Origin of the sequence: Xanthomonas sp. SHU 308 (assembly GCF_000364645.1) — a bacterium.
GTDB classification, from domain to species: domain Bacteria; phylum Pseudomonadota; class Gammaproteobacteria; order Xanthomonadales; family Xanthomonadaceae; genus Xanthomonas_A; species Xanthomonas_A sontii.
On the sequence record NZ_AQOK01000200.1, the window covers coordinates 1 to 7,099 of the forward strand.

Annotated in this window: 5 protein-coding genes; 4 read left to right on the plus strand and 1 reads right to left on the minus strand. The window is 70.8% G+C overall.

Going from position 1 to position 7,099, the window contains the following annotated elements:
• The first annotated feature begins 87 nt into the window (after positions 1 to 87).
• Positions 88 to 1,305, plus strand: a complete 1,218-nt coding sequence (locus tag D588_RS0107870) for a histidine-type phosphatase (protein ID WP_017915583.1) — start codon at positions 88 to 90, stop codon at positions 1,303 to 1,305.
• 431 nt (positions 1,306 to 1,736) lie between these two features.
• Here the strand turns inward: D588_RS0107870 and metK are convergent, their stop codons facing one another.
• On the minus strand, positions 1,737 to 2,948 hold the full coding sequence (metK, locus tag D588_RS0107875) for a methionine adenosyltransferase (protein WP_010342184.1): 1,212 nt from the start codon (positions 2,946 to 2,948) through the stop codon (positions 1,737 to 1,739).
• 206 nt (positions 2,949 to 3,154) lie between these two features.
• On the opposite strand from metK, the gene D588_RS0107880 reads away from it, so the two are divergent.
• From D588_RS0107880 to D588_RS28165, 3 genes are all read left to right on the plus strand, one after another.
• A complete protein-coding gene (locus tag D588_RS0107880) occupies positions 3,155 to 4,870 on the plus strand; it encodes a GNAT family N-acyltransferase (RefSeq protein ID WP_191091289.1) in 1,716 nt (571 codons plus the stop codon).
• Entirely contained in the window at positions 4,867 to 5,685 is an 819-nt protein-coding gene (locus D588_RS0107885; RefSeq protein WP_017915584.1) for a UDP-2,3-diacylglucosamine diphosphatase, read from the plus strand. The genes D588_RS0107880 and D588_RS0107885 overlap by 4 nt, the downstream gene beginning before the upstream one ends.
• Before the next feature lie 635 nt (positions 5,686 to 6,320).
• Positions 6,321 to 7,099: tetratricopeptide repeat protein (locus D588_RS28165; RefSeq protein WP_198526740.1), on the plus strand; the 779-nt coding region annotated here is incomplete at its 3' end.

Sequence of the window (7,099 nt, forward strand, 5' to 3'; positions counted from 1 at the left end):
CTGCGACCGGGTCACGGCCGCGTGCGGCACGACCGCACCGTGAGACTTTCCATGTTGGGGACGATGATGAAAACAGGTACGCGTTGGATGCTGTGGGTCGTGCTGCTGATGGCGGCATTGGGCGCGCAGGCGCGACCGGCGCCGAAGACAGCGCCCGCGCTGCAGGTGGAGAAGGTCTGGATGCTGTTCCGCCATGGCGTGCGCGCGCCGTTGCCGGGCGAGGCCGCGGCCGCCGCGCTGACGCCGCAGCCCTGGCCGGTGTGGGACACGCCGCCGAGCCTGCTCACCGCGCATGGCCGCACCGCGGTGGAGCGCAGCGGCGACTACACCCGGCAATGGCTGCTGCGCGATGGCGTGCTGCCGGCCCAGGGCTGCCCGGCCGAGGGCACGGTCAGCATCTACGCCAACACCGACCAGCGCACCATCGTCAGTGCGGAGCTGCTCGCCGACACCCTCGCGCCCGGCTGCCGTCTGCAGGCCGGCCACCAGGCCGAGGGCAGCGACGACCCGCTGTTCCGTCCGGTGGAAGCCGGCGCGGTGGAGTTCGATGCCGCCGCCGCGGTGGCCTCGATCCAGCGCCAAACCGGCGGCCCGGGCGCGGTGCTGGCACCGTATGCGCGCGAACTGCGCACCATGCAGGAGATCCTCGGCTGCACGGAGCGCTGCGACTTCGTGCACATGCCCTCGTCGCTGACCCCGGGCGCGAACGGGCACAGCCTGGCCTTGCACGGGCCGCTGGACCTGACCTCGGGCACGGCCGAGGTGTTCATCCTGCAGTACGCAGAAGGCATGCCGCTGGACCAGGTCGGCTGGGGCCGCGCGACGCCGGCGCGCATCGCTGCGGTGTCGCGACTGCACGCCTTGCTGTTCGAGATCTACGCACGGCCGCAGTACATGGCCGCGCGCGCGGGCGCGCCGCTGGCGCACCGCCTGCTGGACACGCTGGGCGCGGACGACGCGCCGCGGCTGAGCGTGCTGGTCGCCAGCGACACCCACATCGCCGCGCTCAGCGGCCTGCTCGACCTGCATTTTCATCTGCCCGGCTTCGGCCGCGACGACGCGCCCCCCGGCGGCGCGCTGGTGGTGGAGCAGGTGCGCGACCCGCGCAGCGGCCAGCGCTATGTGCGTGTGCGCTACCAGGCGCAGTCGCTGGACCAGTTGCGCGCGCTGACCCTGCTGAGCCTGCGCCATCCGCCGCTGCTGCAGACCCTGCAGATTCCGGGTTGCAGCGACGCCGCGACCGGGCTGTGTCCGCTGCCGAAGTTCCAGGCGCTGCTGCAGGCCGCGCTGCAGCGCCGCGGCTGAGGCGCTCCCGCCGTGACCATCGCTGCTGCCTGGCGGACCAGGGCGAAGCACACATGCCGTGCCGCCTGTACGGCCGCCCTTGAGCGCACGCCGACGATGCGGTAGCGCGCGTGTCTGCCTGCGGGAGTCGACTGTCATGCAGCCGCGGCAAGCGCCGCCGACAGCCGACTGACACCCTCCGTCGTCGGGACTGAAGTCCCTCCCACAAGGAGGCCCAGTCCATCCTGCGGAACGGCTTCCGTTGCGACGCGCGTTCCAAGCAACGCCTGTCGCGGCCGAAGCCGCTCCTGCGCGGAAGCGTTCCTGCGGCACGGCGCACCCCTGCCTGCATGGCCGTTGCCAGTGTCCGCCACTGGCCAGTTCCCACCACCCCAAACGCAGAACGGGCCGCAATGCGGCCCGTTCTTTCTTGCAAGCGCGGGCAGGCCGGCTTACTTCAGCTTGGCATCCGCGCGCAGCGCCTCGGCGCGGTCGGTCTTCTCCCACGAGAACGCGGTGGCCTGGTGCTGGGCGCCGGTGCCGTCGGTGTAGGTGAAGGCCTTCGGGGTGCGGCCGAAATGGCCGTACGAGGCGGTCTGCTGGTACATCGGGTGGATCAGGTCGAGCATCTGGATGATGCCGAACGGACGCAGGTCGAAGTGCTTGCGGATCAGCTTCTCGATCTTGTCGTCGGCGATCTTGCCGGTGCCGAAGGTGGTGACCGAGATCGAGGTCGGCTCGGCCACGCCGATGGCGTAGGACACCTGCACTTCGCAGCGGTCGGCCAGGCCGGCAGCGACCACGTTCTTGGCGACGTAGCGCGCGGCGTAGGCGGCCGAACGGTCGACCTTGGACGGATCCTTGCCGGAGAACGCGCCGCCGCCGTGGCGCGCCCAGCCGCCGTAGGTGTCGACGATGATCTTGCGCCCGGTCAGGCCGCAGTCGCCCACCGGCCCGCCGATCACGAACTTGCCGGTCGGGTTGATGTGGAACTTGGTGCCCTTGTGCAGCCACTTGGCCGGCAGCACCGGCTTGAGGATTTCCTCGCGCACGGCTTCGACCAGGTGCTTCTGCTTGATGTCCGGATCGTGCTGGGTGGACAGCACCACCGCGTCGATGGCGGTCGCCACGCCGTCTTCGTAGCGCAGGGTGACCTGGCTCTTGGCGTCCGGGCGCAGCCACGCCAGCGGCGAGTTCTTCTTCTTGCGCACCTTGGCCTGCTGTTCGACCAGGCGGTGCGACAGGTGGATGGCGGCCGGCATGAAGCTGTCGGTCTCGCGGGTGGCGTAGCCGAACATCAGGCCCTGGTCGCCAGCGCCCTGTTCTTCCGGCTTCTTGCGGTCCACGCCCTGGTTGATGTCCGGCGACTGCTTGCCGATCAGGTTGAGCACGCCGCAGGTCTCGCCGTCGAAGCCGACGTCGGAGCTGTTGTAGCCGATGTCCAGGATCACCTTGCGGGTCAGCGCTTCCAGATCGATCCAGGCGCTGGTGGTGATTTCGCCGGCGACGATCGCCACGCCGGTCTTGACCAGCGTTTCGCAGGCCACGCGCGCGCGCTTGTCCTGGGTCAGGATCGCGTCGAGCACCGCATCGGAGATCTGATCGGCGATCTTGTCCGGGTGGCCTTCGGAGACCGACTCGGAGGTGAAGAGATAGCTGGACATCGCGGCTATATCCTTGTATTCGGATGAAAAGATGGAGGCGAATGATACACGGGCGCCGGGCGGCGTGCATGCTGCCCGGGGCGGACGTTGCCCAAGGTTAACCGGTTGGCGCGCCATGGTGCGCCCGTCACCTTGCCGTAGTCAGATTGCAAGATCGGTGTCGCCGCCGCGGCCGAAGCTGTGCGCAGTCAGCAAGGGGGCTTGCCGTGCTCGCACTCGAACGCCGTCTTCAGGACCGCTACCCGCACTGGTTTGCCGGACGCCGCTCGCGGCTGGTCCGACCATTGCTGCGCGGCCTGCAGAAATGGTCGGGACTGGACGCGCTGGACGCGTTCCTGGAGGCCAACCGTGACCTGCGCGGGTTCGCCCTGGTCCAGGCCGGTCTGGATTTCCTGCAGGCCCGCTACGTGGTTGCACCGACCGCCGCCGAGTGCATCCCGGCGCGCGGGCGCCTGCTGATCGTCGCCAACCATCCTTCCGGGGCGCTGGATGCGCTGGCGCTGCTGGACTGCGTGGGCCAGGTGCGGCGCGACGTGAAGATCGTCGCCAACGATTTCCTGTGGGCGCTGGAAGGCCTGCGCGACCTGTTGCTGCCGGTGCGCATCCTCGGCGGCGCACCGTCGCCGGCCAGCGTGCGGGCGATCGAGCAGGCGCTGGCGCAGGAGCAATGCGTGATCGTGTTCCCGGCCGGCGAGGTCTCGCGGCTGGGCTGGGGCGGCGTCGCCGACGGGCGCTGGCGCCGCGGCTTCCTGCGCTTCGCTCTGCGCACCGCCGCGCCGGTGCTGCCGGTGCGCATCCACGCACGCAATTCGGCGCTGTTCTACGGCGCCTCGGCGCTGTTCAAGCCGGCCGGCACCGCGCTGCTGGCGCGGGAGATGTTCGCCCGTCGCGAGCGCCGCATCGCGCTCAGCCTGGGCCGCGCCCGCGCGCTGCCGCAGGACCTGCCCGAAGCCGAATTGATGCGGCGCCTGCGCAGCGAGCTGTATGCGCTCGGCCGCAGCGGTGGGCAGGCCGCGCCGAACGAAGAAGCGTTGGTCGCCGCCGAGGACCCGGCGCAACTGGCCACGGAAGTGGCCGGCCTGCGCAGCCTCGGGCATACCCTGGACGGCAAGCAGATCCGCGTCGGCCGGCTGCGCGCCGGCTCGGCGTTGCTGCGCGAGATCGGCCGCCTGCGCGAGCTGACCTTCCGCGCGGTGGGCGAGGGCACCGGCCGGCGCCTGGACCTGGACGACTACGACACCTGGTACGAACACATCGTGCTGTGGGACGGCGCCGCCACCCGCGTGGTCGGCGCGTATCGGGTCGCCCGCGGCGCGCCGGTGCTGGCCGAACGCGGCCTGGCCGGCTTCTACACCGCCGAACTGTTCCGCTACGGCGAGGGCATGCTGCCGCGCATCGCCGCGGGCATGGAACTGGGCCGCAGCTTCGTGGTGCCGGACTACTGGGGCAGTCGCAGCATCGACTACCTGTGGCAGGGCATCGGCGCCTATCTACAGGACCATCCGCAGGTGCGCTACCTGTTCGGCGCGGTGTCGATCAGCGCCGCGTTGCCGTACGCGGCGCGCGAGCAGATCGTGGCCTACTACGCCCGCTACTACGGCGACGCCAGCGGCGAAGCCGCCTCGGCGCGGCCGTTCCCGTATCCGGAAGCGCCGCCGGCGTTCGACGAACTGGACGCCGACACCGCCTTCAAGGTGCTCAAGGGCAACCTCGACGCGCTGGGCGCGGCGGTGCCGATGCTCTACAAGCAGTACACCGATCTGTGCGAACCCGGCGGTGCGCGCTTCCTCGCCTTCGGCGTGGACCCGGCGTTCAACGACGCCGTCGACGGCCTGATCGAGCTGGATCTGCAGCGCATCCGCAGCAAGAAGCGCGCGCGCTACCTCGAACGTCCCCGCAACGAAGCAGAGGTGGTGGCATGAGTCCGCTCAACAGCCTGGCGCCGCGCCGCGCGGTGTTCGTCTCCGATGTGCACCTGGGCGCGCCGCATTGCCACGCGCGCGAGCTGGCCGATTTCCTCGGCGGCCTGCGCTGCGACCAGCTGTACCTGGTCGGCGACATCGTCGACTTCTGGTGGATGGCGCAGCGCCGCGCGGTGTGGAGCGCGGCGCACCAGCGCGTGGTCGATGCGCTGCACGCGCTTGCCCGCGGCGGCACCGAACTGATCTACGTCCCCGGCAACCACGACCGGCCGATCCGCCGTTTCTGCGGGCTGGCGCTGCCGGCGATGCAGGTGCGCCGGCGCGCGGTGCACGCCACCGCCGACGGGCGCCGCCTGCTGGTGGTGCACGGCGACGACTACGACAGCGTGACCCAGTTCGGCGGCCTGCAGGAGAAGTTCGGCGACTGGCTGTACTACCGCATCCTCACCGGCAATCAGCTGACCAACCGCGTGCGCCGCCGCCTGGGCATGCGCTACTGGTCGCTGGCCGACTACCTGAAGCGGCAGAGCAGCGCCGCCGAGCGCTACATCGAGCGCTTCGTCGCCGCCGGCCTGGACGACGCGCGCCGCCGCGGCCTGGACGGGGTGATCTGCGGCCACGTGCACCGCGCCGGGCTGTTCGAGCGCGACGGTCTGGTCTACGCCAACGACGGCGACTGGGTGGAAAACCTCACCGCGCTCGCCGAAGAGGCCGACGGCACCCTGCGCCTGCTCTCGCACCGCGGCGACGTGCTGCGCGAACTGCCGCCGCGCCTGCGGCTGGTGCAGGAGAACGTCTGGCCGCGCGCGGCCTGAATCAGCCGATCGTGCCAGGCGGCGCTGCACAGCCTGGCGCGTGACTGGCAGGTCGTGCGTTCCACTGCTGCCGCGCCTGCGCGCCCCGCAGGTGTCCTTGTCGCGAATCGCCCCGGGCGTGGCACGGCCGTCCCTGCAGTGGACGGAAGCGTAGAACCCGGTGTGACCGCTATTCCACGATGATCCGTGTGTGGTGTGCATCACCACCGCGTGCGCTTGCCCGGCTTCCGTGGCATCAGGTCTACTGCGATGCGTCGGCGACATGCCCGGGCAGGAACCCACGTTCGCGCCCGGGCCTCACGCTGATCCATGTCGCTGCGGCACGCGTGCGCCGCATCCCGATCAGTTCTGGAGTTGTGGAGACAGTGAAACCAGGGAAGGCGTTGTGCGGCCGGTCGCGCAGATCCATGGGGACATGGTTCGGCTTGGGCTGGTCCGCCGTTTCTGGCGATTCCGTCCAGGCGAACGTCACCGCGCCTGGCATGCGGCCGCGGACATGCCTGCGATGGGCGTGCCTGGGCGTCCTGCTCGCGGCGAGCGCGGCCGCGATTGCGCAGAACACGATCTATGGCTGCGCGGAGCCAGCGGCGCCGCGTCCGCTTCCCGATCCGCTGCTGTGCGTGCAGCAGGCGGGCGTGTCGACGCCGCACTCGGCGGGCGATGCGCGGGTCGAGGCATTGTTCGCACGTGCCAAGCAGCAACTCGACGGCGGCCGCTTCGACGCCGCCGAGCAGGCGCTGGATTGCGCGCAGGCCAACCTCGGCGATGCCGGCGGCGCGCGCTTGCGCTACGAGCTCACTCGCCGCCGCGGCATTCTCGATTTCCGCCGCGAACGCCTGCCGCAGGCGCTGGCGCGCTTCGAATGTGCGGCCACGCTGTCCCGCTCGCTGCACGATCGCATGGGCGAGGCGCGCGATCTGAACAACGTCGGTGCGGCGCTGCGCCGCCTCGGGGATTTTCGCGGTGCCCTGCGCAACCTGACGCTGAGCCTGGACATCCAGCGCGCGCGCGGCGCGGTCTCTGCGTCCGTGCTGACCAATATCGCCGACGTGTATCGCGAACTGCGCGAGTCCGACACCGCGATGCGTTACTACCGCGATGCGCTTGCCGCCAACCGCGCGCAGGGCGACGCCATCGAGGCCGCGCACGTGCAGGAAACCATGGCCGAGCTGGCGCTCGACAGCGGCGACACGCCGCAGGCGCTGGCCTGGCTGCAGGAGGCGCTTGCCGTGTACCGGGCGCAGGGCCGCCGCGTGTACGAACTGCGTGTGCACGATGGCCTGATCCGCGCGGCATTGGCGCTCGGCGACGTCGCGCAGGCGCAGCGCTGGAGTTCCAGTGCGCTGGCGCTCGCCGAGGCATGGGCGCTGCCGCTGCCGTCCGCGCTGCAGTTGCAGCTGGCGCGGACCGCCCG

Bases quoted from the DNA above. Each gene is read 5' to 3' on its own strand.
- D588_RS0107870 (WP_017915583.1), top strand. From the start codon at position 88: ATGCTGTGGGTCGTGCTGCTGATGGCGGCATTGGGCGCGCAGGCGCGA.
- metK (WP_010342184.1), bottom strand. From the start codon at position 2,948: ATGTCCAGCTATCTCTTCACCTCCGAGTCGGTCTCCGAAGGCCACCCG.
- D588_RS0107885 (WP_017915584.1), top strand. From the start codon at position 4,867: ATGAGTCCGCTCAACAGCCTGGCGCCGCGCCGCGCGGTGTTCGTCTCC.